Below are 24,475 nucleotides of genomic sequence, written 5' to 3'. Positions count from 1 at the left end.
CCTGGTTCGCCGAAGGGCTGATCGAGGCATCGTCGCCGTGCCCGCCGGCATCGGGAGCCTTTTCGTCATCGCTTCGGCAACCAGCCATTCCTATGCCGGGCGCATGGTGGACCCGCGTCAGCTAGGACAGGAACGCGGCCTGCGCTACGTGCTGAACGGCAGCACCCACCGCGCCGGCAGCCGGCTGCGCATCACCACCCAATTGTCGGACACCGCCGTGCCACCCCCGCCAGTGGCCGTGGCGGTCGCGCCGCAGGGGGTGCGGGTGGAGGGTTCGACCACCGCAACCCGCCGCCGGCGCTGTCGGCCCAGGCGATGACGATCGCCGAGCGGTCCCGCCCGCCGCGCGGCGCACGGGTGAACCACAAGGCGCCCTGATGCCGGACAGCGGCGGGCGTGCCCATGCGTGCCCGCCGCCGCCCGAAGATGGCGCGACCCTACAGCGGATTGCGTGCATGTCTGGACGCTGCCCCGCTGTAGCCTGTTGCTTGGAGAGCGGCTTCACGCCCCTCCGCTCTATCGCCCGCGGAAGGCCGGGGGCCGCTTGTCGCGGAAAGCCGCGACGCCTTCCTTGAAATCCTCGGACTCGCGGATGCTGGCCAGCCGCGCGCCATGCAGCGCCCATTGTTCGGACGGGCCGCGCGGCAGGATCTCCTCCAGCACCATGCGCTTCAGCGTGCCGGTGACCATCGGCGCGAAGCCGGCCATCTCCTTGCCCCATTCGATGGCCTTGGCCAACGCCTCGCCCTCCGGCACCACCTCGTTCACCAGCCCGACCCGCTCCGATTTCGCCGCATCGAAGGTGCGGCAGAGCAGCATCAGCTCCATGGCGATCTTGTGCGGGATGCGGGAGGGCAGCGCCGCGATCATGCCGCCGGTGAGGCCGAGCTTGGCCTCAGGGTAGTAGAATTTGGCCTTGGCGCCGCAGACCGCGAGGTCGGCCATCATCGCCAGCACCAGCGCGCCACCGATGCACCAGCCCTCCACCGCGGCGATCAGCGGCTTGTCGGTCTGCCAGCCGACATTGGGCACGGCGCGCCACAGCTCCGGCGGCTCGGTCACGTCGGCGCCGAAGGAGAAGGCCTTGTTGCCCATCGCCGTCAGCACCGCGACGCGCTGGTCGGAGGCGGCGAAATCCTGCATGGCCGCCTGGACTTCCTCGGCCATCAATTTGGTGATGGCATTTCCCTTGTCGGGGCGGTTCAGCGCGACGATGCGCACCGGGCCGTCGTCCCATACCTTGATGTGTTCAGTACTCATTCCACTTTCGCTCCTGTCCGCCGCACCGCTTCGCCGAAGATCTCGCGGTCGCGCGCGATGCGCCGGGCGAAGGTCTCGCCCGCTTCGAATCTCGGCCGCAACCCGACCGGTGCCACGATGCGCGCCACCTCCGGCATGGCCAGCACCTGCTCCAGCGCCGTGGTCAGCCGCGTGATCACCTCCGGCGGCATCCCGGCCGGCCCGGCCAGTGCGTGGAAGGACAGGCCGCCATCGCCATAAAGCTGCAGCTCCCGCAACGTCGGCAGATCCGGCAGTTCGCTCGAACGGAACTCGCCCGTGGCGGCCATGCCGATGAGCCGGCCTTCCTTCACCGCGGGAATGGCGACGGGATCGAATTGCAATTCGACATCGCCTGCCATCACCGCCGTCAGCGCCGGGGCCGAGCCGCGATAGGGGATGTGCTCCAACTGGATGCCGGCAGCGGCAGCGAAGATCTCGCCAGTCATCTGGGTGATGGTGCCGTTGCCGGCGGAGCTGAAGCGCAGCTTGCCCGGATTGGCCTTGGCATAGGCGATCAGCCCATGGATGTCGCGCACCGGCACCTTCGGGTGCATCGCCATCACTCCCTCCGACATGCAGAGCAGGGAGATGGGGACGAAATCCTTCGCCGGGTCATAGGGCAGCCGCATCATATGAGGGCTGATGGTCATCACCGCGGTCGGGAAGGCCAGCAGGGTATAGCCATCCGGCTTCGCCTGGGCGACCACTGCGGCGCCGATCGAGCCGCCCGCGCCGCCGCGATTGTCGATGACGACATTCTGCCCCAGCACCTCCGCCAGCTTCACGGCGACCGGCCGGGTGATGTTGTCGGTGCTGCCGCCGGGCGGGTAGGGCACGATTATGGTGATCGGACGGTTGGGATAGCCGCCCTGTGCCCGCGCCAGCGCCGGTGCGGCCAGGGCGCCCAGCAGGGCACGGCGTAACAACTTCATGCGTCATCTCCGTGTATCGTGGCACGCGCATCGACGGCGACGGCGCCGCCACCCACCGCGCGCAACAGGATTGGGTTGAGGTCCATCTCCACCAGCCGCGGCCCGAGATCAGCGGCGATCCAGGACAGCCGCACCAGCGCATCCACCGCCGCCGCGACGTCAAGCGCCGGCCGCCCGCGCACCCCGGCCAGCACCGGCCAGAGCGCCAGCCGCCGCAGCATCGCCTCGGCGTCGGCAGGGCGCAGCGGCGCCGGCGCCACCTGCACGTCGCGCAGCACCTCCACCAGCACGCCGCCGGTGCCCACCAGCACCAGCGGGCCGAAGCCTGGCTCGTGGCGGGCACCGAGGATCAGCTCGGCCTCGCCGCGCGCCATCTCCTGCACCAGCACACCGTCCAACGGGATGTCGGGCAGGGCAGCGAAAGCGGCGCGCACCGCCGCGGCATCGGCGAGGTTCAGCTTCACCAGGCCGAGGTCGCTCTTGTGCACCACGGCGCGGCTGACGCCCTTCAGCACCACCGGAAAGCCGATGGCCTCGGCCGCTGCCACCGCCGCATCGGCGTCCTGCGCCAGCACGCCGCGGGTCACCGGAACGCCATAGGCCGCGGCGAGGGATTTCGCCTCCGCCTCAGTCAGCGCGCCTCCGGGCAGCGCCGGTGCCGGCCCGGCGCCAGGCGGACGTTCCGGCGGCGGCAGCGCCGCCCTGTCTCGGCCCGCGGACTCCGCCTCCAGTGCCCGCAGCACGGCCAGGGAATCGGCAACCCGGTCGAGGAAGGGGAAATCCGCCGCCCGCAGCGCCTGCCGCGCCGCATCACCGACCTCGGCCGCCGTCATGACGAAGAGCACCGGCCGGCCGCCCTGCCGGCAAAGCTCAGGGAACAACGCGGCGCGCGCCGCCATCGCCGGCTGGGTGGTCATCGGTACCACCACCGCGCCGATATCGGGGTCGGCCATGAAGGAGCGCATGCAGGCGGAGAGCCCGTCCTCGCTGGTGCCATCATCGAAGCTGCCGGTGTCGAGTGGCAGGTGGACATGGCTTTCCGGCATCCAGCGGCGCAGTTCGGCGCGGGTCGCCTCGGCCATCTCGCCCAGCCGCAGCCCGTGCGCCGGCAGCATGTCGGCGGTGGTGACGGTGCTGCCGCCGGAGGAGGCGATGACGGCGAGCCCCATGCCGGCGCGCGGCAGGCGCGGCAGCCGATCCAGCGCATCGGCCGCCTGCACCATCACGGCGGGGTCGTCGCAAAGCACCGCGCCGGCTTCCCGGCATACCGCCTCGAAGGCGGCGAAGCTGCCAGCCAAACTGGCGGTGTGGCTGCGCGCCGCCTGTGCCCCGGCCGCGCTGCGCCCGGCCTTGACGCAGAGCACCGGCTTGCCCGCCGCGCGGGCGCGCCGCAGCAACGGCGCGAAGCGCGCGGGATCCTTCAGCCCCTCGATGTAGAGGGCGATCACCCGGGTCGCCGGATCATCGATCAGGAAGTCGAGGAAATCGCACAGCTCCAGATCGGCCTGGTTGCCGACCGAGATGCAGCGGCTGAAGCCGGCGCCGTGATGCAGCCCGACCGAGACCAGGGTGCCCATCAGCGCGCCGGACTGGCTGACCATGCCGATGCCGCCCGGCTTCACCCGCTCCGCCTCCAGCACCAGGGAGGAGGAGAGCATCGCCGCATCGGTCATGTTGAAGATGCCGAGGCAGTTGGGTCCGACCAGCCGCATGCCCGCCGCTCGCGCGACCTCCAGCACGCGGTCCTGCAGCGCCGCACCCTCCGCCCCGGCATCGGCCAGCTTGCCGGTGATGATGATACAGGCGCCGACGCCGGCGGCGGCGCAATCCTCGACCTGGCGCAGCAGATGCGCGACCGGCACGGCGAGGATCGCCACATCCACCGGTTCCGGCACGGTGCCGATGCCGGGATAGGCCGGCAGGCCGCGGATCGTCGCGCGGTTCGGGTTGATCGGCAGCAGCCGCCCCGGATAGCCGTGCTTGATGAGGTAATGGATCACCCGACCGCCGAATTTGCCCACGTCGTCCGAGGCGCCGATGACGGCGACGGAGCGCGGATTGACGACGCGGCTCAGGCAGATTCGATGTTCGATCATGGATGTTTCCTCATGCGGCAGGAAACTACCGTACTCGCTTCCCGTCCAGCCCCATGCGCCGGGCGATGATCGAGAGCATCACCTCATCGGCGCCGCCGCCGATCGAGCCCAGGCGGAAATCGCGGAAGGCGCGGCTGACCCAGCACTCCCAGGCGTAGCCCTGGCCGCCCATGAATTGCATGCACCAATCGGCCACCTCGCGTGAGAGACGGCCGGCCTTCAGCTTGCACATCGAAGCCAGTTCGGTGACATCCTCGCCGGCGACGTAGAGTTCGGTGGTGCGGTAGACCAGCGCCCGCAGCGCCTCGATCTCGGTCTTCAGCTCGGCCAGCTTGAACTGGATGAACTGATTGTCGAGCAGCGGCCTGCCGAAGGCCGGGCGCTGCCGCAGGTAGTCCGCGACGTGCTCGATGAGGCCGGTCATCGCCAGGCGGCGGGCGGCGGCGTTCAGCCTCTCCTCCTGGAACTGCCGCATCTGGTAGGTGAAGCCCATGCCCTCCTCGCCGATGCAGTTGCGCTTCGGCACCCGCACGCCATCGAGGAAAAGCTGCGCGGTGTCGCTGCACCACATGCCGAATTTGCGGATCTTCCGGCGGGTCACACCAGGCCGGTCCGGCCCGCCAGGGGTCTCGCGCAGCGGCAGCACGATCAATGACTTGTTGCGGTGCGCGCTCCCCTCCCCGGTGTTGGCCAGCAGGCAGACCCAGTCGGCCTCCATGCCGTTGGTGATCCACATCTTGCCACCGTCGACCACGTAGTCGCCGCCGTCGGATCGCGCCCGCGTGCGAATGGAGGCGACATCGGAGCCCGCCCCATCCTCGGAGACGCCGATCGCCACCACCACCTCCCCGGCCAGCGCCGGTGCCAGGTACTCGCGCCGCAGCATGTCGCTGCCGTAGGCGGCGAGCGCCGGCGTCGCCATGTCGGACTGCACCGAGAGTGCCATACCGACGCCCTGCGCCTTCATCCCGCCCAGCGCCTCCCCGGCCGCGACCGAATAGGAGAAATCCAGCCCGCCGCCGCCGAAGGCCACCGGCTTGGTGATGCCGAGCAGGCCGAGCGCGCCCGCCTTCCGGAACAGGGCGCGAGAGGGGAAGCGCTCCGCCTCCTCCCATGCGTCGACGAAGGGATCGATCTCCTCGGCGACGAAGCGCCGAACCGTTGCCATCAGCCGGTGGTGGTCCTCGGTGTAGAGCATTGGTGTCCTCCCGGCCGGCAGGCTAGGGCGGATCAGGGACGGGCGTGAACGCCCCGGAAGCCGGAGCCGCCCCACCACCCAACCGGCTGCGGCAGATGGGCATTCAGACCCAAGCGCGGCCCGCCATATCGGGAACTCCGCCCGGTTCGGCTCACCCGGGCGACGCAGATTGCCGGAAAAGCCCCGAAAGCGGAGCGGCTCCCGTGCGGGTCCGGAACAGAAGCCGCCCGGCGGTCGAAAAAGCGAAAAACGCCCCTGAACGCCGGGGACAAACCGTGCTAGCGGATTGCCTATGCCAGATGGTGAAAACCCACGCCGCCGCCGCACCGCCGAGCCCTCCGTCCCGGCCTCGCCGCCGCTGCCCGCCCGAGGCCGAATCTTCGGCAGCGTGCTGGAGGTGGTCGGTGCCACCCCCCTGGTGCGCCTGCCGCGCCTGAAGGCGGCCGATGGGCTGGTCGCCGACCTCGCGCTTAAGCTGGAGTTCTTCAACCCGCTCGGATCGGTCAAGGACCGCATCGGTCTGGCCATGGTGGAAGCCGCCGAGCGGGCCGGGCTGATCGCCCCGGGCCGTTCCACCCTGGTGGAGCCGACCTCGGGCAACACCGGCATCGCCCTGGCCTTCGTCGCCGCGGCCAAGGGCTACCGCCTGATCGTCGTCATGCCCGACGGCGCCAGCATCGAACGGCGCAAGATGATGCGGCTGATGGGCACGGAGGTGGAGCTCACCCCCGCCCGCCGCGGCATGGCCGGCGCCATCGCCCGGGCGGAGGCGATCGTCGCAGCCACCCCCGGGGCCTGGATGCCGAGGCAGTTCGACAACCCGGCCAACCCCGACATCCACGCCCAGACCACGGCGGAGGAGATCTGGGGGGATACCGCCGGGCTGGTCGATGTGGTTATCGGCGGCATCGGCACCGGCGGCACCCTGACCGGCGTCGCCCGGGCGTTGAAGCCGCGCCGCCCGGGCCTTCGGGTCATCGGCGTGGAACCGGCCGAAAGCGCGGTGCTTTCGGGCGACGAGGCGGGGCCGCACGGCATCCAGGGTATTGGCGCCGGCTTCCGGCCGGCGGTGCTCGACCTTGATGTGATCGACCGGGTGGTGCGGGTCACCGAACGGGAAGCCATCGCCGCGGCCCGCCGTTGCGCCCAGCTTGAGGGGCTTCCGGTCGGCATCTCCTCGGGCGCCATGCTGCATGCGGCGCTGGAGGTGGCGCGGGAGCCTGGGCTGCAGGGCGGGCTGGTGGTCGGCATCGCGCCCTCCTTTGCCGAGCGCTATCTCTCGACCGAGCTGTTCGCCGGGATGTAGGGCGGCGGATGGTACGCGGCCGGACGGTGGATCATTCCGAACCACTCCAGTGGAGTGTTGGCGGCAACCGGCCTATGCTCGGGGAACGAGACCACGCCGAAGGACCCTGCCATGCCGCACGACGGTCACCACCACCCCCTCGAGGGGAATCACACCCCGCCCGATGGCTGGAAGCACAGTGGCGTCCGCGTCATTCCCGGCAACAGCCTTGACGTCAACACCGCACAAACGCCGGGGATGAACCGCGCCGCCGCGATCAATGCCGCCCGCGTCGGGGCGCAGAGGATCTGGGCCGGCACGGTGCATATCCATCCGGACGCGAAGACCGGCGCGCACCATCATGGCGCGCTGGAGAGCGTGATCTACGTGGTCAGCGGCCGCGCGCGGATGCGCTGGGGTGAGAAGCTGGAATTCGTCGCCGAGGCCGGGCCGGGCGACTTCATCTTCGTGCCGCCCTATGTACCGCACCAGGAGATCAACGCCAGTTCCGACGAGACGCTGCAATGCGTGCTGGTGCGCTCGGACAATGAAGCGGTGGTCGTGAACCTCGACATCGAGCCGGTGGAGAAGCCGGAGTCGGTCTTGTGGATCGACCCGATCCACAAGACCGGCGGAATGTGACTCCGCGCCCGGGCTGACGCGCCCACCCAAAAGAATGGCCGAGGCCCGAAGGCCTCGGCCAAGTTTGGAGGGAGGGACATCAGCCGCGACACGCCTGGTCCTGCGCCCGCAGGGGGCCGGACCGGCGTCGGGTGGCGCCCGGTGCATCCGGCTCCACCCAGCCCGCATCCTTGCCGCTCGCCCCTGCCGGCGCCGTGCGTCAGGTCACCACACGTGGCATTCATGCCAGCGGCCCTGATTGGTGACACGTTCAAGTCCCTTTCAAACGCCAGGCGCAAACCTCCGTTTGCTTGGTTTCACCATACCGGAGGCGGGCCGCAAAAGCGGCCTCGGACCGATCGCAAAACTGGTCCTTTGGAATCAGACTGCCGGCCGGGTGCCGCACCAATTCACGATGAAGGCGGCAATGCCCAGCGTCGTCCGCTTCTGATGGGCCAGCCTGGTGCGCTCGTCGAAGGCATGCGCCCCCTCCCCCTTCAGCCGATAGCAAAGCCCGGGGCTGCCGAAATTGAGGCCGTAGAACCGGGTGTCGTTCACCGGCGTGGTGATGCGCGCCGGCATCGGCGGCAGCCAGCACCGCCTCGGCCTCGCTGCCCGGCTCCAGTACATAGCCATCGGCGAGGAGGCCGTGCCACTCCACCTGTGGCGGGTTGCTGGCGAGGAGATCATTCAGCGTTGCCGCTGCCTCGACGCAGCGCTCGACACCGGCGCGGGCCTCGGCGACTTCGGTGCCGAGCAGCAGGCCGATGTGGCAATCCACCTCGCACTAGGCGGCGGTAGAGCTGGCCCAGTCGCCGCGGATGATGCTGGGGTTGAACTTCAGCGGGCTGTCGATGTCCTTGTACCAAGGATCGGCCCGCGCCGCCTCGTTCAGCCGCGCGGTGTGGGCCTGCAGCACCTGGATCAGGTGATAGGCGGAGAGGATAACGTTGGAGCCCGATTACGCCTCCGCGGCATGCACCGGTACGCCGCGCACCACGGTGGAGAGCGCACCATTGCCGGTGCTCTCCTCCTCCGTCACTGTCTGGATGTGTACGTCGGCAGCAGGGGCGAGGCGGGCGGTCCGCAGCGCATCCATGGCGAAGATCGTAGCGGCGACGCCGGACTTCATGTCATGCGCACCGCGGCAGTGCATCCAGCCATCGTGGATGGTCGCGCAGTAGGGCGGCCAGCTCCACATCTCGCAGGCCCACATCTCGAGCGGGCTTTCCGACATCACATCGATGATGCAGAAGTAGCTCGCCAAGTTCAGCTCGGTGGTGGTGGTGCCGGGCTGCACGCTGATCGTCGCGCCATCCAGCTGCCGCGCCGAGGTGACGCCGGTGGCCCGCTTCACCACGAAGCCCTGGCCATCTTAGAAAATGATGCTGGCAAAGGCCAAGCCGAGCTGTTTCTCCCGGCCCAGTGTCCAAGTGGTGTTGCGCGCCAGCATGTCGACCTCGCCGGATTGCAGCGCAGTGAAGCGCACCTGCGTGGTGGTCGGCACGAAGCGCACCTTGCTTGCGTCACCCAGAATCGCGGCGGCGCGGCACGCATCGGCATCCAAACCGCGGAACACGCCGCGCGCATCCGGCAGCGCGAAGCCGCGCGCGTTCACCGTGATGTCGCAGATGAGTTGGCTGCGTGCGGGAGTGTCGGACGCGGGCTGCGTCGATGCGGCCTCGCCATGCCGAGTGCCACCACTATGCCACCAAGGGGCCCTTAGCATCGGCGCCATGATCGTCTCTCCCTGTTACAAAGTGGAGCTGCCGTGTGCCGGCCAGTGTGCCACGAGCGCTGCCTGCACTCGTTTCCGAGATCTTAACGAACTGTCGTTTCCCCAAGTGTGAAGCGGGTTTCACAGTTTACAGTCAGTAACGTATATGATGTTCAATGCTTGTATCTGAATTTTTCATCGAGTAACCCACGCCCCGTCGGCAGCGCCTGCCGGCCCGGAACGCGGTACGCGCGCTTCGGACAGAGGATGTCGGGGAGTGCGGAGAGAGATCATCTCCGGCTGCGGCTCGCACTCGGCCTGAAGGCCTGTGGGCACGCTGACCCCGACATGCTTCCTGATGGGGGAATGCATAATGGCGGATTTCGTCGAGAGTTTCGACAACGGGGTTGGCGCGCTCAACCACGTCTGGGGCAATGCCAACATCGACACCAGCGTGCGAGGCCAGGTGACGATCAGCGGTGCGACCGGCGGCATCATGGAGAAGCCGTCCGGTGCCTCGGCAGGACATGGATACGGCACCTATGAGGTCGTCGCGGAACTGCACGGCGACACCGAAGGCTCCGCGGCACTGCTGTGGCCGGGCAATGACAAGTGGCCAGGGCCGGAATATGACATCGTCGAGGTGATCCACGGTCGCGCCTACGGCGCCGTGCACTTCGAGTCCGGTGGCGGAGATCGCTACAATGTGGTGAACTTCGACGGCATCGACGAAAGCCAGGTCCACACCTACACGCTCGACTGGCAGCCCGGCAGCATCACCTACTACGTCGATGGTGAGCGGATGGGCTCGGTCAATGAAGGCATCGGCGCCGATTATGCGAATGGCGGCGTTAACGAGGTGATCGGGCTGATGAACCGCAGCCACGACACCTCGATTACGGTGTACGAGGTGTCCTACACCGCATCCGGTGCCAGCGGTGGTGGCAGCCGGAACGCGGATAATGCGGTCGCGCAGGCGGACGCGCAGGACAGCTTCGTGCCGGCTGGCGAGACCTCGCTTGATGGTCAGCAGTCGTGGTGGCCGGCCTGGGAAGCGGCGTGGAATGCCCACAACTACACTGATGGCAATGACGACTGGCAGGCCGAGTTTTGGTCGACGCTGGCCAGCGGTGGCGACATCTGGGCCGTCTGAACGGCGCGGGGCGGTCCGGGAACGGACCGCTCCATGCCCGACACGGGCGTTGCCTTGATCCCAGAGGCCATCATAGGACAGCCTCGTGAAGAACCGGCCGTGATCACGAGCCGGCCGCAGCGGGCGCCGTAGTCGCCCGTCGGTGGTGCGGCGACGGCCTTCACGGCGGATCTACCCTGCTGCTTCAACCTTGCGACATTGCCGCGGATCGGCTGCGAAAGCGCTTCCACCAGCGTGGTGGTTGTCAGGCCCGGATGAACGCGAGCAGGTCCTGGTTGACGACCTCGGCGTGCGTTGCGCACATCCCGTGCGGAACGCCCTTGTGACCTTGAGGGTCCCGTTCCTGACGAGCTGATGTGAATTCAGCTTAGCGGCTCCAGGCCGCAGGATTGAGCATGTGCAGCAGCTTCACGAAGTGGCGCCGGTGCATGAGCACGGATGCAGGTTGCCTGCTTTCCCTACTCCCACTCAATGGTGCCAGGCGGCTTCGAGGTGATGTCGTAGGTCACCCGGTTGATGCCGCGTACCTCGTTGACGATGCGATTGGCGACGCGGGTCAGGAAGCCCATGTCGAAGGGATAGACATCCGCCGTCATGCCATCGGTGCTGGTGACGGCGCGCAGCGCGCAGGCGCTGTCATAGGTGCGGCCATCGCCCATCACCCCCACGGTGCGCACCGGCAGCAGCACCGCGAAGGCCTGCCAGATGGCGTCGTAGAGGCCGGCGCTGCGGATCTCCTCCAGATAGATGGTGTCCACCTTGCGCAGCAGTTCGGCCTTTTCCCGCGTCACCTCGCCAGGAATGCGGATGGCGAGGCCCGGCCCTGGGAAGGGATGCCGGCCGACGATCTCCTCCGGCATGCCAAGCTCGCGGCCGAGCACCCGGACCTCATCCTTGAACAGCTCTCGCAGCGGCTCCACCAGTTGCATGCGCATATGCGCCGGCAGGCCGCCGACATTATGGTGCGACTTGATGGTCACGCTCGGCCCGCCGGTGGCGCTGACGCTCTCGATCACATCCGGGTAGAGCGTGCCCTGGGCCAGGAAATCAGCGCCGCCGATCTTTTGCTGCTCCTCCTCGAACACCTCGATGAACAGCCGGCCGATGGTCTTGCGCTTCAGCTCCGGGTCGGTGACGCCGGCAAGCTGGGCCAGGAACAGCTCGCTGGCGTCGCGGTGGACCAAGCGGATGTTGAAGCGGTCGCGGAAGGTGCCGACCACCTGCTCGCTCTCATTCGCCCGCATCAGCCCGTGGTCGACGTAGATGCAGGTGAGCTGGTCGCCGATCGCCTCGTGCAACAGCACCGCCGCCACGCTGGAATCGACCCCACCCGAGAGGCCGCAGATCACCCGCCCGCTGCCGACCTGGGCGCGGATGCGGGCGATGGCCTCGGCGCGGAAGGCGCCCATGGTCCAGTCGCCGCGGCAGCCGCAGACCAGATGGGTGAAATTCCTCAGCAGTGCCCCGCCATGCGGGGTGTGCACCACCTCCGGATGGAACATGGTGCCGTAATAGTGCCGGGTGTCATCGGCAATCAGCGCAAAGGGTGCGCCCTCGCTGGCGGCGACCACCCGGAAGCCCTGCGGCAGCCTGGTGATGCGGTCGCCATGGCTCATCCACACCTGCTCGCGCGCGCCCTTGGCCCAGAGGCCCTGGGTGATGGCGCATTCGGCGGTGACATCAATGAAGGCACGGCCGAATTCCGCGGGATGCCCACTCTCCACCGTGCCGCCGAGCTGCGCCGCCAGGGTCTGCTGGCCGTAGCAGATGCCGAGCACCGGCAGGCCGCTGTCGAACACCGCCTGGGGCGCGCGGGGCGATTCGCCCTCCGTCACGCTGGCGGGGCCGCCGGAGAGGATGATGCCCTTCGGGGCAAATTCGCGGATCGGCTCGCCGCTCGCGGTGAAGGGCCAGACCTCGCAATAGACGCCGGTCTCGCGCAGTCGCCGGGCGATCAGCTGGGTCACCTGGCTGCCGAAGTCGAGGATCAGGATGCGGTCGTGCCGCTGGGCGGCGGGGGCGGTGGGGTCGGCCATGGGGCAGCTTGCACCATAGGGGCGGCCGCGAGGCAAGGGTTGCGGCAGCCCCGAAGCGGATTGCCGGGTGGCGGAGCCGCCCGGAAGCGGAACGGCTATCCCTCCGCCGCCGGCGCCGTCGCCGCCAGCAGCGTCTCGATCGGATCCCAGACGAAGGCAAGCTGCCCCATGGTCTGGCCTGCGAAGCGGATTGCTTCCTGCGCCGCGGGCCTGCCGCCGAGCCGGCGGTAGAACCATCGGGTCGGGTTGTCCTGCAGCACCCAGAGCATGGCGGAGCGGCAGCCCACGGCGGCCAGATGCGCCGCAATAGCCCGCATCAGCCGCCGGCCGACGCCGCGTTCCCGGTAGTCTTCCAGCAGGTAAAGCGTCTCGATCTCGCCCTGGGCCAGGCCCGGCCGGCGTGCCCGGCCGCCGGAGACGAAGCCGACGACGGTCGCCTCGCCGGCCGGCGTCCCCTCCGGTGCGTCGGCGCCGCTGACGACGGCGACGAAGACCGCATGGCCGTTGTGGCGGTCGGTGATCGCCTGCTCATAGCCGGCGGCATGGCGCAGCGGCGACAGGCCGGCGAGGTAGTCATCCGGCAGCACGCCCGCATAGGCCGTGCGCCAGGTGGCGACATGGACAGCCCCGATGGCGGGGGCGTCGGCGGGCCGGGCACGGCGGATGCAGATCATGCGGCGCGCTTTCTCCCAGGCCCTGAGTCAGGACCTCCGTTGCAGAACGGCGGCGAAGAAGCCATCAGTGCCATGCTGTACAGGGGTCGTGACCAGCAGGTCGCCAACGACCGGCACCGGCCCCAGTTCCGGAAAACGCCCGCGCGCCTCGTCCCAGGCCGCAGCCAGGGGCAGCAGAGCATAGTCGGGGTGGCGTTCCAGGAAGCCGTTCACCTGTGCCTCATCCTCCTCCGGCAGCAGCGAGCAGGTAGCGTAGATCAGTCGCCCACCAGGACGCACAAGTTCGGCCGCGGTTGACAGAATTTCGCCCTGCTTCACGCATAATTCCGTCAGGTCGGCAGGGCCGGTCCGCAGCCGCGCATCCGGATTGCGCCGCCAGGTGCCGGTACCGGTACAGGGCGCATCCACCAGCACCCGGTCGAATTGCCCGGCGCGGCGCTTGGCCCAGCGGTCCCCGGCCACCAGCAGATGCCGTTCCGCATTGTCGACGCCGGCCCGGCGCAGCCGCCGCACCGCCCCTTCAAGCCGCGGCACGGAGACATCGCAGGCGGTAATCCGGCCGCGGTTCGCCATGCTGGCGGCCAACGCCAGGGTCTTGCCCGCGGCGCCGGCGCAATAATCCAGGACCCGCATTCCGGGTCGTGCATCCGCCAGCAGGGCGATGAGCTGGCTGCCCTCGTCCTGCACCTCGACCATGCCTGCGGTGAAGGCGCGGGTCTGGGTCACCGGGCGGCGCGACGGCAGCCGCAGGCCCCAAGGGGAGTAGCGGGTCGGCTCGGTCTCGATGCCCTCGGCGGCGAGGGCGGCGGCGGCGGCTTCCCGCGTAGCCTTCAGCAGATTGGCGCGGAGGTCGAGCGGCGCCTCGACCTCCATCGCCGTGGCTTCCTCCGCCAGCCGGTCGCCGAAGCGGGCACGGAAGCCGGGCATCACCCATTCGGGCAGGTCGAGCCGGATGTTCTCCGGCATGCCGGGATGCACCAGGCCGGGGCTGCCGGGGCGGCGGGCGTCGAGCGCCCGCAGCAGCTTCTCCTCCGGAGGGTTCAGCGGCGGGGCAGCGTACTGCCCGCCGGGGAAGGTGGCCAGCACCTCGGCCACCTTCAGCCCCTCCCCCAGCAGCAGTTGCGCGGCAACAAGCAGGCGGGGCGTCGGCCGGGCACCGACGCGGCCGAGCCACCAGTCGAGCCGGAGGCGCTGCCGGACCACGCCCCAGGCGCGTTCCGAAATGGCGCGACGGTCGCCACCGCCGATGTAGCGACGGCTGCGGAAGAAATCATTGGCGATGGCGTCGGCAGGGCGACGGGACTCGGCCTCCAGCGCCGCCAGCAGGTCGATGGCAGCAGCGAGGCGGGCAGCAGGGGTCATTGGGTCTTCCGGGGCACGACGGCAGGGTCGGTGAGGATTGTGGCAGCCTGTAGGCCGGGCCAGGCGGCATGGGCATCAGACCACAGGCATCGCGGAGGCGGCGCGCGACCGCGGCGGGGCGAGTCTCCGGATTAGGCAGCGGGCACCACCCCGGCGAGCGCCCCGCCATCCTAGCCCGAAGCACGCCGGCCTGCCATCTTGGCCCGATCAAGGGGCGGAAGACCACGAAATTTCCTGTCGGATGCGTTCCGATCGTCCGGGCCGTCTGGCCGTGCGCGGCTTCCGCGTGCAGACTTCGCGCCGCGTAGCCCAGAAGGAGGAAATGTTCATGCGCAACCCGATGGATCTCACCGGGCGCACCGTCATCGTCACCGGCGCCGGCCAGGGCATCGGCAAGGCGATCTCGGAGCTGGTACTCGACCTTGGCGGCAATGCCGTGATCGTCGAGCGCAACCCGGACACGCTGGCCGCGGCGGTCAGCAGCATGGACCGTGACCGCACCCTGGGCGTGCTCGGCAACGTCGCCGAGGAAGGCTTCTCCGAATCCTGCGTCGCCCAGGCGGTGGAACGCTTCGGCGCAGTGCATGGGCTGGTGAACAATGCCGGCATCACCCGCCCGGCGATGTTCGCGAAGATGACCATGCAGCAGTGGCAGGCGGTGATCGATGTCAACCTGACCGGTTGCTACCTGATGATGCAGGCGGTCGGCCGGCACATGATCGACCGCGCCAAGGCCGACATGCCGCAGCCGGCCGGCACCACCGGTGGCATCGTCAACATCAGTTCCACCGCCGGCAAGCGCGGCAGCATCGGCCAGGTGAATTACTCGGCGGCGAAGGCAGGTCTGTTCGGCATGACCATGACCGGCGCCCGGGAATGGGCCCGCTACGGCATCCGCTGCAACTCGGTCGGCTTCGGCACGGTGGTGACGCCCATGACCGAGACCATCCGCAGTGAGAAATTCGCGGCGCAGACCATGGCCCGCATCCCGCTGAACCGCTACGCCGAGCCGTCCGAAGTGGCGCCGCTGATCTGCTTCCTGGTCTCTAATGCCGCAGTCTACATCACCGGCGAGAACATGACGGTGAGCGGCGGCAGCCATATGCAGCCCTGAGGCAGATCGGGGACGCTGTCCCCGAACTCCGGCTGGGGGGACAAGCGTCCCCCCGGCCCCCGGCCTGGGTTCGGGCGTAGCTGTTCGGACAACCGCTTCATGGCGAGGGCGGGGCAGAGTCCCGCTTGCCATTGCCTCTGAAGGGAAATTACCTGCTTCCCGGCAGAGAGCCTACCCGTCCTGCCGATAGTTCGGCGCCTCGCGCGTCACCGCGACGTCGTGCACGTGGCTCTCGCGCAGCCCGGCGCCGGTGATGCGGCGGAAGCGGGCGTTCTGCTGCATCTCCGCCACCGTCGCATTGCCGGTGTAGCCCATGGCGGCGCGCAGCCCGCCGACCAGCTGATGGATCACCGCGCCAACCGGCCCCTTGTAGCCAACCCGGCCCTCGACGCCTTCCGGCACCAGCTTCAGCGTGTCCTGCACCTCCTGCTGGAAGTAGCGGTCGGCGCTGCCGCGGGCCATGGCACCCAGGCTGCCCATGCCGCGGTAGGATTTGTAGGAGCGGCCCTGGTAGAGAAAGACTTCGCCCGGCGCCTCATCCGTGCCGGCGAAGAGACTGCCCATCATCACGCAATCGGCGCCGGCGGCGATCGCCTTGGCAATGTCGCCGGAGGTGCGGATGCCACCATCGGCAATGGCCGGCACGCCGCCCTCGCGCGCCGCGGCGGCGCATTCCATCACCGCGGTCAGCTGCGGCACGCCGACCCCGGCGACGATGCGGGTGGTGCAGATGGAGCCCGGGCCGATGCCGATCTTCACCGCATCGGCGCCAGCGCGGATCAGCGCCTCCACCCCCTCCGGCGTCGCCACATTGCCAGCGACCACCTGCACCGCATTCGACATCCGCTTGATGCGCTCGACCGCGGCCAGCACCCCGCCGGAATGGCCATGCGCGGTGTCGACCACCACCACATCCACCTCGGCGGCGACCAGCGCCTCGACCCGCTTCATCCCGTCCTCGCCGACGCCGGTGGCGGCCGCGACGCGGAGCCGGCCGAGCGTGTCCTTCACCGCATTCGGGTTGGCCTGGGCCTTGTCCATGTCCTTGACGGTGATGAGGCCGATGCAGCGCCCGGCCTCGTCCACCACCAGCAGCTTCTCGATCCGGTGGCGGTGCAGCAGGGCGCGGGCTTGGTCGGCGGTGATGTCGGGATCGGCGGTGACCAAGTTGTCCCGCGTCATCAGCTCATAGACGCGGGTGCCGGGATCGGTGGCGAAGCGGACGTCGCGGTTGGTGATGATACCGACGAGCCGGCCGTTGCCGCGCTCCACCACCGGGATGCCGCTGATGCGGTGCTGGTCCTGGATGGCGCGGACCTCGGCCAGGGTCTGGTCGGGGTGGATGGTGACCGGGTTCACCACCATGCCGCTTTCGAACTTCTTCACCCGGCGGACCTGCGCCGCCTGCTCCTCCGGCGTCATGTTCTTGTGCACCACGCCGATGCCGCCGGCCTGAGCCATGGCGATGGCCATCGGCGCCTCGGTGACGGTGTCCATGGCCGCAGCGACCAGGGGGATGTGGAGCGAGATCTCCCGGGTCAGCCGGGTACGGGTGTCGGTCTGGTGCGGCAGCACCGCGGAATAGGCCGGAACGAGCAGCACATCGTCGAAGGCATAGGCTTCCGCGATGGTGAAGCCGCGGCGTGGCGCCTGCGGCGAGGCGTCATTCAGGGATTCGGAAGCCATGGGCGGAACCTTTCGCAGCGTGCGGGCTCTGCGCCCGCCAATGCGGCGCGATCCGCGACCTTGGCGGGTCCCCTTAGACCCATTGGCCGCGCCGGGGCAAGGGAGGATCGCGGCCCTCAGGCGGGCGGGGCGCCGCGGAACCCCGTTGCCACCACGTAGAGCTCCGCGCTGTCCTTCCGGCTGGCCGGCGGCTTGCCGTGGCGGACCGTGGCAAAGCTGCGCTTCAACGTATCGAGCAGCGCCTTCTCCGTGCCGCCCTGGAACACCTTGGCGACGAAGCCGCCGCCCGGCGCCAGCACCCGCAGCGCGAAATCCAGCGCCAGCTCGGCCAGGCCGATGATCCGCAAATGGTCGGTTGCATTATGCCCGGTGGTGTTGGGCGCCATGTCGGACAGCACCAGATCGGCCTGGCCGTCAAGCGCCGCCAGCACCGCCTGCTCCGCCTCCGGATCCTGGAAGTCGCCCTGGAGCACGGTGGCGCCGGCCACCGGGTCCATCGCCAGCAGGTCGAGCGCCACCACCTTTGCCCCACAGCGCTGCACCGCCACCTGGGTCCAGCCGCCAGGAGCGGCGCCGAGGTCCACCACCCGTGCCCCGCGCTTCAGCAGGTGAAAGCGGTCATCCAGCTCGATCAGCTTGAAGGCGGCGCGGGAGCGGAGCCCCTGGGCCTGGGCGGCGCGCACATAGGGGTCGTTGAGCTGGCGTTCCAGCCACTTCTGGCTGGCGGTGCTGCGCCCCTTGGCGGTCTTCAGACGCGTGGTCAGGCCGCGCCCGCCGGGCGTCGGTGCTTTCATGGTACGGGCAGTCCTTCAGGAATAGCGGCGTGGCGCGCCGCGAAGGCCGTGACGGTCGGCCCGCATCATGCGCAGCAGCATGCCCTCGCGCAGGCCGCGGTCGGCGACGGTCAGGGTTGGCACCCGCCAGATCTGCCGGATGGCGGCGTAGATGGCGCAGCCGGGCAGGACGAACTCCACCCGCTCCGGCCCGACGCAGGGGTGCGCCGCCAAGCCCGCCCGGCCGAGGGCGAAGAGGTCGCCCAGCGCCTGGTCGGCGACATGTACGTCGAGGCGGCAGCCATCGACCAGCGGCCGGCGGTAACGCGGCAGGGCGAGGGCAACTCCGGCCAGGGTGGTGACGGTGCCGCTGGTGCCGATCAGCCTGACCCCGCCGGCCCGGATCTCCTGGCCGATGCAGTGCACCCGGTCGAAGGCCTCGAGCTGCGCCGCCACCTCCTCGACCACCGCGCCGAAGCCTTCTTCGGTGAAGCAGGAATGTCCGGCGCGCTCGGCAAGGGTAACGACACCGAGCGGGAGCGAGATGTAGCCGATAAGCTCGGCGACCGGCGGGCCGCCGGCGGGAATGCGGATCCAGGCGATTTCGGTGCTGCCGCCGCCGATGTCGAAGAGCAGGGCGCGGCGGTCCCCGGCCTCCAGCAGCGGGGCACAGGATTCCATCGCCAGCTCGGCCTCCTCGCGGGCCGAGATGATGCGGGGGCGGAGGCCGGTTTCGACCTCGACGCGGTGGAGGAAGGCGGCGCCATTGGTGGCACGGCGGCAGGCTTCGGTGGCGACCGCCTGGACGCTGCGAAGCGGCCGGCGCAGCAGCTTGTCGGCACAGGCGGCGAGGGCGCCGAGGGCGCGTTCCATGGCGATTTCGGAGAGTTGTCCCGTAGCCGCGAGCCCTTCCCCCAGCCGGACGATGCGGCTGAAGCTGTCCACCACCCGGAAGCCGGTGCCGAGCGGGGCGCCGATCAGCAATCGGCAGTTGTTGGTGCCAAGGTCGAGTGCGGCATAGGCCGGTGCGGCGCCGTAGCGCGCTGGGCCATGGCTGTGCCCTTCCCGTTCCGCCGACGGGCGGGGCGGCGCGGCGAGCCCCCCTGCCGGGAGGCTGATCGGAACGGCATCATCAGGCATTGTCAGAGCCAATTTAAGGGCTACGCCGCGGCGCGGCACATTCGCATGATCCGGGTATGTGGTCCCCCGGGCAAGCGCTTTCCACATCCGGGCGGTTGCAGGGTTCGGATTGAAGTGGTAGCACGCCGCTCCGCACGGGCTGACGCCCTGGCGGTGTCCCGGTGGGGGATAGTTTAACGGTAGAACTCCCGACTCTGACTCGGGCAGTCTTGGTTCGAATCCAGGTCCCCCAGCCACCTGCATTGAGCATCTTCCGAAGCTCGGCCTCTTGGTTCCGGCATTGCCTGGAGCCATTCCTCCTGCCAGCAACCTCAAGCCCTTAGCGCCGCTCCGGCCTGTCATGCGGCGGGGTCGGCTGTGGCATGGGTGCGGGAGCGCCTGGGGCAGCCTCCAGAACAGCTCCCCCGCCCCTGTGGGCCCGATTCGCATCCGGGGTCTGTGGGCCGAGGTCTATCGGCGCTCCGGGCGAAGAACGATCGGCACCCGCGCGTTCGGAACCGACATGTGGCGATTGCGAAGAAGGCGCCTCGAAACCGGCGCCCGGTGGTCCCGGTGGCCGGCCCGGACCGGTCTGCGAAAGGGTGGGAACGGCCACCAGGATGCCGCACAGAGCGAGAGGCAGCAGCGACTTCCGCATGGCATAGGGTCCATCGGATGATCCGTCAGCCAAACCTCCGCCCAGAGCAGTTGGTTCCGTCACGAGTACGGGTGGTAGACAGCGTCCTGGCTTCGCTATTCGCCTGCCTCGGAAACTGCCCAGCGGACCGAAATCGGCAGGCTCACATCCGCCAGCAAGGTCCCAGGTCGTGCGGTCCCCCCGCCGCCTCTTCCCGCAGGTCACATACCCATACGTCAGATCAGTCCGCTGCCCGCCGGCCGCCGCATACCACACCTTCGCCCGCGGAACCGAATCCCTTTCCAGCTCCGTCCGCCGTGCCAGGTGCCGGGAAGCCATAGCGCCGCTACAGGCCTTCGGGGAACTCCAGCCGCCGCAGCGCCCCGATCTGCCAGTCGCGGTCCCGGTAGCCGTTGCGCTGCACCAGGCGGTCCGAGCTGCGCTCGCCATGGGCAGCCCCGGTCAGCTCGCCCGCCTCCAGCTCCATCAGGCGCTGGGCGGCGAAGCCAATCATCTCGCGCAGGAAGGAGGCGTCGGCAGACTTCTCCAAGAGACCCCGAAGGGCCATCGTGTCGTCGGTCATCGTGGCTGGTCCATGGTCCAGGGGTTGTCGGTCTCAGCAACCCAACCCTGCCATGAACCAACACGGTGACCGCCGCCTCAGCGGCGGTCAGGTCCTACACCACGCCCAGCGACAGGACCCTGTCGTCGATTAGGCGCGCTGCTCGGACATGGGCCGCCATCTGTGGTTGGTCTTCGCCAGCCTGCATCCGTTTCGCCGCGCCCCGCGCCGGCGGGTGATGGCGCACGCGACCTGCCAGGCACTGCGCGGCCACGGGCCGCAGCTTCCGCGCTGCTGGCGCTGGCCGGCGAGGAGTGGACCGGGCAACGCGACGGCATCTCCACCCCACGGCCGGCGCATGACGAGCCTCCACGCCAAGGCCGCTGATCCGCCGGGCGTTGCCTGCACGTGACGAACTGTGGCGATCCACCGGGCGTTTGGATTGCTTAAGGTACGGCGCTGGGGCGCCGGAGGAGCGCAAAATGCGATTCATCTCCACGCGCACACACGGCATGATCGACTACCTCATGGGGGCGCTGCTGATCGTCGCGCCTTACATCCTCGGCTTCGCCGACGGCACCACCGCGCAATGGATCCCGCAGATCGTCGGCGCCGCGCTGATCGGCGCCGCGCTGTTGACCAACTACGAACTCGGGGTCGTCAAGATGATCCCGATGCCGGTCCACCTTTTCCTGGATGTCGCGGCCGGTGCGCTGCTGGCGGTGTCGCCTTGGTTATTTGGCTTCGCCGACCGGGTGTTCTGGCCACACTTGATCCTCGGCCTGCTCGAGATCGGCGCGGGGCTGACGACGCGTACGACCCCAGAGACGGCCGCAGCCACGGCCGCGGGGCACACCGCCACGGTGGCCGACCGGCGGCACTAGGCCTCGATCGGCGTGAGTGCGTGCGTTCCCGGCTCAGTGCTGCTGGATGATCTGCTCAGGAAGGTCGGCGGGGCCAAGATGGCGTTCGATGGCCTCTAGGAAGCCCACGAATGTCTCCCGGTAATCCGGCGCGAAGGCCCCGTCGAAGGCGCGGCGGTCCGGCGGCGTTCGGCAGAAAGGTGCCGATGATCAGACGAGGAGATAACACATGACCCGCGACAATCAGATCAAGGGCAAGCAGGCAGGCAGCCAGAACCAGGGCCGCCAGAAAATGGAGCGGGCGGACCGGGCCTCTGAGGCGGGCAGGAGCGGCGGACAGGAGTCCGACCGCCTCGGGACGGGCAACAGCAGCCCGGTCACCGGCGAGACGAGGAGCAAGATCAGCGGTGGCAACGAGGGCGGCGGGGGCTCGGCGCGGCGTTCGGACCGCTGACCGTTTGCCAACTCGGGCTTTCTGGTGCTCTGCGTGAGGAACATGAGGCTGGACGAACATCGAAGGCCAGGCTTCCCGGCGAGTGTGGCTACAACTCCGCCGATGGCTGGTGGCGCAGCATCCAGGCCGCGGCGGCAGCCATGACCCCGGCGCTGGCCAAGTGCAGCAGCAGGTGTCCCGGCGAGGAAAGGCCGCGCACGGCAAGAAGGATGAGTACGTCCCCGAGCGGGATCACCGCTGTCACGCCCAGCACCACGCCGACGGCGCAGCGAGTCGAGAGCCGCGCAAGCGCGAGGATGTAGCCGCCGAAGGCAAGGTCACGCAGCCCGACGACCGCGAGCCAAGCGGCGCCTCCCCCCTCGGGGGCCGGCATGCCGAATATTGCGCCGCCCAGCCCCGGCGCGGCAATGAAGACGACACCGAGGACCATGAGCACGACTGCCGGAACCAGGGCCGGCCAAGCGGCCGGATCCCGGATCGGTGGCGCTTCCGGGTATCGTCGTGGCGGTCGCGCCAACGATCAGGCCCTCCCTCCCATGCCGAGGCAGGCGCATGGTCGTGCGCCTGCCCATCCCAACCCGGCGAATGGTCCGCCTCACCGCCGGCCAGCGGCCGGCGGTCACCGGCCTAATCGCCCTTGTGGCTGTTCTGGCCACCTTTCCGGCCGGCCTCGGCGGCGCGGGCGGGATCGTTGGCGAAGTTGTTCGGGTCGTGCTCCTTGCCGCTGCCCACGGTCTCCTGCGACACACCCTTCTTGCCCTCGGCCGAGGCGTGGCCGCTGCCGTGGTGCTTGGCGTCCTGCTTGTGCGACTGGCTGTGTGCCATTGGCTTTCTCCATCAACCTGGCGAGCGGGAGCACCCGCTGGGTCAGCCCGAGGGGAACGCCTCCCGCGCTGGCAGGTTCGGCGCAGCACGGCGGGTGCAGCGCCGCCATTTGGCTGACGACGGTCGCCAGCACGCCGGAATTCGGCCCGACGCCGTTGCCGACGGTGACAGCGGTGCGGCCGCTGCGGCCATCGATCGGGGTGCGGATATCGGTGCAGCCGGGGTTGATCTGCGTCTGGCGCACCTGCGCCTGAGCCGCCAGCAGCTGGGCGGCTGCCGGACGTTCCTGTGCCGTCGCATTGTCGAGCGCGACCAGCTTGCCCGCGCTGGTCGGCCGCGGTTTCCGCGCCCGGGCAGGGGCGAGCCGCGCATTGGCGAGCTCCGTCTCGGCCTGGGCGACGGAAGCTTGGCTGACCGTGACGTCCGCCTCATAGGGCGCCCGCTCCGGCGGGTAGAGCCGATCACCCTCCTTCACCTCGGCGCCCTCCTCAAGCACCGCTCCTGCAGAAAGGCAGAGACGTGCCACCAATCCGATCCGATGGATGGCTGCATACGGCCGATGAACTCGTCGCTTTTGATGACGCTGCGGCGCACCGCCTCGGCGACGCTAACCGCAGGCGGTTCGGCCGGCCCGGACGGGGCGACGCCTCGGCCGGCCGCAACTACCAGGGCGCAGGCAAGGAACACGCCGATGAGGCGACCGGCAGGGCAGCGCCTCGGCTCATGGCCACTGCCGCAGCCCGGCCTCGCCGGCACCGTGGTCCGAACCGCACGCCGGTGCGTTGCATGGCGCATCCTGTGAGGAGGCTGCCGAGCGATGACACCCATGAGCGACGACACGCTGCACTGCCTTGTGATCGGCGGCGGACCGGCCGGGCTGACGGCGGCACTCTACCTCGCGCGCTTCCGCCGCCGCGTCCTGGTGGTGGACAGCGGCGAACCACGCGCCGCCTGGATCCCTACCAGCCATAATATCCCGTTCTTTGCCGATGGCATTGCCGGCCCCGACCTTCTTGCCCGTCAGGTCGAGACCGCCCGGCGCTACAGCGTGCCGATCCGTGCCGGGAGCGTGACAGCGTTGCGGAAGACGCGCGACGGCTTCGTGGCGACGCTGGCGGAGGCGACCGGGCGCGAGCAGCAGATCACGGCACGGCGCGTGCTGCTGGCCACCGGCGCGGTTGACGTGGAGCCCGAGTTGCCCGATCTGCCGGATGCGGTGCGACGCGGGCTGGTGCGCTACTGCCCGATCTGCGACGGCTTCGAGGCGCGGGGGCGCCGCATCGCGGTCATCGGCCACGGCGCCCGCGGGCTTGGCGAGGCCGCCTTCATTGCCCGCACCTACGCCAACGACGTGACGCTGCTGACGCTCGGCCAGCGCCTGAAGCTGGATCCCAAGCAGCGCGACGTCGCGACGCAGCACCGCATCAGCATCGTCGAGGAGCCGGTTGCAGCGCTCGACATTGCCGAAGGACGCATCGCGGCGCTGTGGATCGGCGGAAGCGAGCATCGCTTCGAGGTGCTATACTCTGCCCTGGGTCTCGATTATCGGTCCGGTCTGGCCCGCGCGCTTGGCGCGGAGCAGGACGCTTCCGGTGCGCTGTTGGTGGATGGGCACAACCAGACCACGGTGAAGGGACTCTACGCGGCGGGCGACATCGTGCACGGGCTGGACCAGATCGTGGTCGCAATGGGCCATGCTGCGACTGCCGCGACGCATATCCACAACCGCTGCGAAATGCCAACCGAAGACGAGCCCGACGACAGCGGCTGAGGCCAGGCGCTGGCATGCTCGCTGACACTGGCCGAGGGCAGCACCACAGGCGCGGCCGGTCATGGGTGCTGTCGCGGGTGTGGTAGGAAATCGGGGTGGCGTAGTCTCCGGCTTGTTCAACGAGCCATGACCGGCGTTGGCGCGCCGGCGGAGACCACGCCATGGGCAAGGATAGCAGCAAGGGGCCTGCCGAGCAGGCGCTGTTTGCTGGAGAGGCCTGGTTCGACCCAATCGAGGCAGGCCTACGGGGCCGGATCCGCGGGCTGATCGAGGAACTGGTAGAGCAGGAACTCGAGGCGGCGCTGGGGCGCAGACG

The 24,475-nt window shown here is 69.3% G+C and carries 24 protein-coding genes, 1 tRNA gene and 2 pseudogenes; 10 read left to right on the top strand and 17 right to left on the bottom strand.

The annotated features are described in order from the left end of the window. Nucleotides 1-37 precede the first annotated feature (37 nt). A complete protein-coding gene (locus tag H7965_RS20290; protein ID WP_186772411.1) occupies nt 38-319 on the top strand; it encodes a hypothetical protein in 282 nt (93 codons plus the stop codon). Between the two features lie 197 nt (nt 320-516). On the opposite strand, the gene H7965_RS20285 is transcribed toward H7965_RS20290, so the two are convergent. The 4 genes from H7965_RS20285 to H7965_RS20270 are packed head-to-tail and all read right to left on the bottom strand — an operon-like array spanning nt 517 to nt 5,507. Beyond that, complete coding sequence (locus H7965_RS20285) at nt 517-1,260, bottom strand: enoyl-CoA hydratase/isomerase family protein (RefSeq protein WP_186772410.1); 744 nt, start codon at nt 1,258-1,260, stop codon at nt 517-519. Then, a complete protein-coding gene (locus tag H7965_RS20280; RefSeq protein WP_186772409.1) occupies nt 1,257-2,213 on the bottom strand; it encodes a Bug family tripartite tricarboxylate transporter substrate binding protein in 957 nt (318 codons plus the stop codon). The genes H7965_RS20285 and H7965_RS20280 overlap by 4 nt, the downstream gene beginning before the upstream one ends. Beyond that, entirely contained in the window at nt 2,210-4,309 is a 2,100-nt protein-coding gene (locus tag H7965_RS20275; RefSeq protein ID WP_186772408.1) for an acetate--CoA ligase family protein, read from the bottom strand. The genes H7965_RS20280 and H7965_RS20275 overlap by 4 nt, the downstream gene beginning before the upstream one ends. A 25-nt stretch (nt 4,310-4,334) precedes the next feature. Next, on the bottom strand, nt 4,335-5,507 hold the full coding sequence (locus tag H7965_RS20270) for an acyl-CoA dehydrogenase family protein (RefSeq protein ID WP_186772407.1): 1,173 nt from the start codon (nt 5,505-5,507) through the stop codon (nt 4,335-4,337). A gap of 292 nt (nt 5,508-5,799) precedes the next feature. Between H7965_RS20270 and cysK the strand changes: the two genes are divergently transcribed. Both cysK and H7965_RS20260 read left to right on the top strand, forming a co-directional pair. Next, entirely contained in the window at nt 5,800-6,813 is a 1,014-nt protein-coding gene (cysK, locus tag H7965_RS20265; protein ID WP_186772406.1) for a cysteine synthase A, read from the top strand. A gap of 111 nt (nt 6,814-6,924) precedes the next feature. Next, nucleotides 6,925-7,434 (top strand): cupin domain-containing protein, encoded by a 510-nt coding sequence (locus H7965_RS20260; protein ID WP_186772405.1) that lies wholly within the window; start codon nt 6,925-6,927, stop codon nt 7,432-7,434. 360 nt (nt 7,435-7,794) lie between these two features. Here H7965_RS20260 and H7965_RS31120 read toward each other — a convergent pair whose 3' ends face one another. From H7965_RS31120 to H7965_RS32015, 4 genes are all read right to left on the bottom strand, one after another. Beyond that, nucleotides 7,795-7,995 carry a hypothetical protein gene (locus H7965_RS31120; protein WP_229682662.1) on the bottom strand — a complete coding sequence of 67 codons (201 nt, stop codon included), beginning with the start codon at nt 7,993-7,995 and terminating at the stop codon, nt 7,795-7,797. Nucleotides 7,996-8,200: 205 nt separating this feature from the next. Continuing rightward, nucleotides 8,201-8,332, bottom strand: coding sequence for a hypothetical protein (locus tag H7965_RS31115; RefSeq protein WP_261394318.1), 132 nt, complete (start codon nt 8,330-8,332; stop codon nt 8,201-8,203). 42 nt (nt 8,333-8,374) lie between these two features. Continuing rightward, on the bottom strand, nt 8,375-8,770 hold the full coding sequence (locus H7965_RS32020) for a M20/M25/M40 family metallo-hydrolase (protein WP_390624586.1): 396 nt from the start codon (nt 8,768-8,770) through the stop codon (nt 8,375-8,377). 18 nt (nt 8,771-8,788) lie between these two features. Continuing rightward, nucleotides 8,789-9,151 carry a transporter substrate-binding domain-containing protein gene (locus H7965_RS32015; RefSeq protein ID WP_390624585.1) on the bottom strand — a complete coding sequence of 121 codons (363 nt, stop codon included), beginning with the start codon at nt 9,149-9,151 and terminating at the stop codon, nt 8,789-8,791. A 352-nt stretch (nt 9,152-9,503) separates the two neighbouring features. Here H7965_RS32015 and H7965_RS20245 point away from each other — a divergent pair, with 352 nt between their 5' ends. Next, nucleotides 9,504-10,283: a family 16 glycosylhydrolase gene (locus H7965_RS20245; protein WP_186772404.1), complete on the top strand. Its 780-nt coding sequence runs from the start codon at nt 9,504-9,506 to the stop codon at nt 10,281-10,283. 458 nt (nt 10,284-10,741) lie between these two features. Here H7965_RS20245 and guaA read toward each other — a convergent pair whose 3' ends face one another. From guaA to H7965_RS20230, 3 genes are all read right to left on the bottom strand, one after another. Beyond that, a complete protein-coding gene (gene guaA, locus H7965_RS20240; RefSeq protein WP_186772403.1) occupies nt 10,742-12,319 on the bottom strand; it encodes a glutamine-hydrolyzing GMP synthase in 1,578 nt (525 codons plus the stop codon). A 95-nt stretch (nt 12,320-12,414) separates the two neighbouring features. Continuing rightward, nucleotides 12,415-12,993: a GNAT family N-acetyltransferase gene (locus H7965_RS20235; protein WP_186772402.1), complete on the bottom strand. Its 579-nt coding sequence runs from the start codon at nt 12,991-12,993 to the stop codon at nt 12,415-12,417. Nucleotides 12,994-13,020: 27 nt separating this feature from the next. After that, nucleotides 13,021-14,355 carry an RsmB/NOP family class I SAM-dependent RNA methyltransferase gene (locus tag H7965_RS20230; RefSeq protein WP_186772401.1) on the bottom strand — a complete coding sequence of 445 codons (1,335 nt, stop codon included), beginning with the start codon at nt 14,353-14,355 and terminating at the stop codon, nt 13,021-13,023. Between the two features lie 328 nt (nt 14,356-14,683). Between H7965_RS20230 and H7965_RS20225 the strand changes: the two genes are divergently transcribed. Beyond that, complete coding sequence (locus H7965_RS20225; protein WP_186772400.1) at nt 14,684-15,469, top strand: SDR family NAD(P)-dependent oxidoreductase; 786 nt, start codon at nt 14,684-14,686, stop codon at nt 15,467-15,469. A gap of 171 nt (nt 15,470-15,640) precedes the next feature. Here H7965_RS20225 and guaB read toward each other — a convergent pair whose 3' ends face one another. The 3 genes from guaB to H7965_RS20210 form a co-directional block, all read right to left on the bottom strand. After that, entirely contained in the window at nt 15,641-17,155 is a 1,515-nt protein-coding gene (gene guaB / locus H7965_RS20220; protein WP_186772399.1) for an IMP dehydrogenase, read from the bottom strand. A gap of 116 nt (nt 17,156-17,271) precedes the next feature. After that, a complete protein-coding gene (locus tag H7965_RS20215) occupies nt 17,272-17,949 on the bottom strand; it encodes an RlmE family RNA methyltransferase (protein ID WP_186772398.1) in 678 nt (225 codons plus the stop codon). 15 nt (nt 17,950-17,964) lie between these two features. Beyond that, a complete protein-coding gene (locus tag H7965_RS20210; RefSeq protein WP_186772397.1) occupies nt 17,965-19,068 on the bottom strand; it encodes a Ppx/GppA phosphatase family protein in 1,104 nt (367 codons plus the stop codon). Nucleotides 19,069-19,230: 162 nt separating this feature from the next. Between H7965_RS20210 and H7965_RS20205 the strand changes: the two genes are divergently transcribed. Next, nucleotides 19,231-19,304, top strand: a tRNA-Gln gene (locus H7965_RS20205). 759 nt (nt 19,305-20,063) lie between these two features. Here H7965_RS20205 and H7965_RS20200 read toward each other — a convergent pair. Continuing rightward, nucleotides 20,064-20,267, bottom strand: a pseudogene (locus tag H7965_RS20200) (transposase); the annotation flags it as partial. A 461-nt stretch (nt 20,268-20,728) separates the two neighbouring features. On the opposite strand from H7965_RS20200, the gene H7965_RS20195 reads away from it, so the two are divergent. After that, entirely contained in the window at nt 20,729-21,130 is a 402-nt protein-coding gene (locus tag H7965_RS20195) for an SPW repeat domain-containing protein (protein WP_186772396.1), read from the top strand. A gap of 208 nt (nt 21,131-21,338) precedes the next feature. Beyond that, nucleotides 21,339-21,563: a stress-induced protein gene (locus H7965_RS20190; RefSeq protein WP_186772395.1), complete on the top strand. Its 225-nt coding sequence runs from the start codon at nt 21,339-21,341 to the stop codon at nt 21,561-21,563. Nucleotides 21,564-21,651: 88 nt separating this feature from the next. Here the strand turns inward: H7965_RS20190 and H7965_RS20185 are convergent, their stop codons facing one another. Together H7965_RS20185 and H7965_RS20180 are read right to left on the bottom strand one after the other, a co-directional pair. Then, nucleotides 21,652-21,993, bottom strand: a complete 342-nt coding sequence (locus H7965_RS20185; RefSeq protein WP_186772394.1) for a DUF4267 domain-containing protein — start codon at nt 21,991-21,993, stop codon at nt 21,652-21,654. 197 nt (nt 21,994-22,190) lie between these two features. Beyond that, complete coding sequence (locus tag H7965_RS20180; protein ID WP_186772393.1) at nt 22,191-22,388, bottom strand: con-10 family general stress protein; 198 nt, start codon at nt 22,386-22,388, stop codon at nt 22,191-22,193. An 826-nt stretch (nt 22,389-23,214) separates the two neighbouring features. On the opposite strand from H7965_RS20180, the gene H7965_RS20175 reads away from it, so the two are divergent. After that, nucleotides 23,215-24,159 carry an NAD(P)/FAD-dependent oxidoreductase gene (locus tag H7965_RS20175; protein WP_229682661.1) on the top strand — a complete coding sequence of 315 codons (945 nt, stop codon included), beginning with the start codon at nt 23,215-23,217 and terminating at the stop codon, nt 24,157-24,159. A gap of 161 nt (nt 24,160-24,320) precedes the next feature. After that, nucleotides 24,321-24,475 (top strand): annotated as a pseudogene (locus H7965_RS32285) (IS256 family transposase); the annotation flags it as partial.

It is taken from the genome of Siccirubricoccus deserti (genome assembly GCF_014283215.1).
Classification (GTDB): Bacteria; Pseudomonadota; Alphaproteobacteria; order Acetobacterales; family Acetobacteraceae; genus Siccirubricoccus; species Siccirubricoccus deserti.
The sequence above is the reverse complement of the archived record's forward strand: the minus strand, read 5'-3'. Positions and strand labels throughout refer to the sequence as shown.

Bases quoted from the DNA above. Each gene is read 5' to 3' on its own strand.
- H7965_RS20285 (WP_186772410.1), bottom strand. From the start codon at position 1,260: ATGAGTACTGAACACATCAAGGTATGGGACGACGGCCCGGTGCGCATC.
- H7965_RS20280 (WP_186772409.1), bottom strand. From the start codon at position 2,213: ATGAAGTTGTTACGCCGTGCCCTGCTGGGCGCCCTGGCCGCACCGGCG.
- H7965_RS20275 (WP_186772408.1), bottom strand. From the start codon at position 4,309: ATGATCGAACATCGAATCTGCCTGAGCCGCGTCGTCAATCCGCGCTCC.
- H7965_RS20270 (WP_186772407.1), bottom strand. From the start codon at position 5,507: ATGCTCTACACCGAGGACCACCACCGGCTGATGGCAACGGTTCGGCGC.
- cysK (WP_186772406.1), top strand. From the start codon at position 5,800: ATGCCAGATGGTGAAAACCCACGCCGCCGCCGCACCGCCGAGCCCTCC.
- H7965_RS20260 (WP_186772405.1), top strand. From the start codon at position 6,925: ATGCCGCACGACGGTCACCACCACCCCCTCGAGGGGAATCACACCCCG.
- H7965_RS31120 (WP_229682662.1), bottom strand. From the start codon at position 7,995: ATGCCGGCGCGCATCACCACGCCGGTGAACGACACCCGGTTCTACGGC.
- H7965_RS32015 (WP_390624585.1), bottom strand. From the start codon at position 9,151: ATGGCGCCGATGCTAAGGGCCCCTTGGTGGCATAGTGGTGGCACTCGG.
- H7965_RS20245 (WP_186772404.1), top strand. From the start codon at position 9,504: ATGGCGGATTTCGTCGAGAGTTTCGACAACGGGGTTGGCGCGCTCAAC.
- guaA (WP_186772403.1), bottom strand. From the start codon at position 12,319: ATGGCCGACCCCACCGCCCCCGCCGCCCAGCGGCACGACCGCATCCTG.
- H7965_RS20235 (WP_186772402.1), bottom strand. From the start codon at position 12,993: ATGATCTGCATCCGCCGTGCCCGGCCCGCCGACGCCCCCGCCATCGGG.
- H7965_RS20230 (WP_186772401.1), bottom strand. From the start codon at position 14,355: ATGACCCCTGCTGCCCGCCTCGCTGCTGCCATCGACCTGCTGGCGGCG.
- H7965_RS20225 (WP_186772400.1), top strand. From the start codon at position 14,684: ATGCGCAACCCGATGGATCTCACCGGGCGCACCGTCATCGTCACCGGC.
- guaB (WP_186772399.1), bottom strand. From the start codon at position 17,155: ATGGCTTCCGAATCCCTGAATGACGCCTCGCCGCAGGCGCCACGCCGC.
- H7965_RS20215 (WP_186772398.1), bottom strand. From the start codon at position 17,949: ATGAAAGCACCGACGCCCGGCGGGCGCGGCCTGACCACGCGTCTGAAG.
- H7965_RS20210 (WP_186772397.1), bottom strand. From the start codon at position 19,068: ATGCCTGATGATGCCGTTCCGATCAGCCTCCCGGCAGGGGGGCTCGCC.
- H7965_RS20195 (WP_186772396.1), top strand. From the start codon at position 20,729: ATGCGATTCATCTCCACGCGCACACACGGCATGATCGACTACCTCATG.
- H7965_RS20190 (WP_186772395.1), top strand. From the start codon at position 21,339: ATGACCCGCGACAATCAGATCAAGGGCAAGCAGGCAGGCAGCCAGAAC.
- H7965_RS20185 (WP_186772394.1), bottom strand. From the start codon at position 21,993: ATGGTCCTCGGTGTCGTCTTCATTGCCGCGCCGGGGCTGGGCGGCGCA.
- H7965_RS20180 (WP_186772393.1), bottom strand. From the start codon at position 22,388: ATGGCACACAGCCAGTCGCACAAGCAGGACGCCAAGCACCACGGCAGC.
- H7965_RS20175 (WP_229682661.1), top strand. From the start codon at position 23,215: ATGAGCGACGACACGCTGCACTGCCTTGTGATCGGCGGCGGACCGGCC.